Annotated in this window: 1 pseudogene; it reads right to left on the bottom strand. The window is 39.7% G+C overall.

The window, feature by feature from the left end:
• Nucleotides 1–202 precede the first annotated feature (202 nt).
• Nucleotides 203–575, bottom strand: a pseudogene (locus ACS8FD_RS23145) (DUF3726 domain-containing protein); the annotation flags it as partial.

Here is a 575-nt window from a genome sequence, read left to right as displayed (position 1 = left end):
AGCTTACGATAGCAGTTGTTATTTCCATATGTCCAATAATACAGACATGTGGAAATAATTCAATAAACAATAAATAAAAAATGTTTATAAGTAGCATTTTAAATGCTTTTGATAATCCAATTTTTAACAACGTACAACCCACAGCAAAAAACCCGCTAAAAAATATAGCAGGTTTTGACGTCGATAAATGGACCAGTCAGATTTATACTCCGCCCGCCCCTTTACTTGACATCTCGCTATTCTCAACCAATATGGCAGCCGCTGTTTTTTTGAGTATTGCCCACTGTTCATCATCGACATAGATGCCCTCTTTCCATGAGCGCTGATGGGTGGCGTACAGCTCATCCGTCGATATCTTATGATCGAAGTGCTGGATATCGTCTTCGATATCAAAATTTGAGGTGGCCAGCTCAATGATCATATCGTCAGTATTATAGTTGGCTTGCGCCTTATTAAAGAAGTAAATATCAGGATAGACAAAGCCTTGATTTAGGGTAAATAAAGTATGCTTAGGCGCTGAGCCGTTATCCCATTTGGCCAGACAAGCGATACCGTTATCAGCGAGCTTGACCAAC

It is taken from the genome of Psychrobacter sp. 1U2 (genome assembly GCF_051847575.1).
This window is presented reverse-complemented; position numbering and strand designations above follow the sequence as displayed.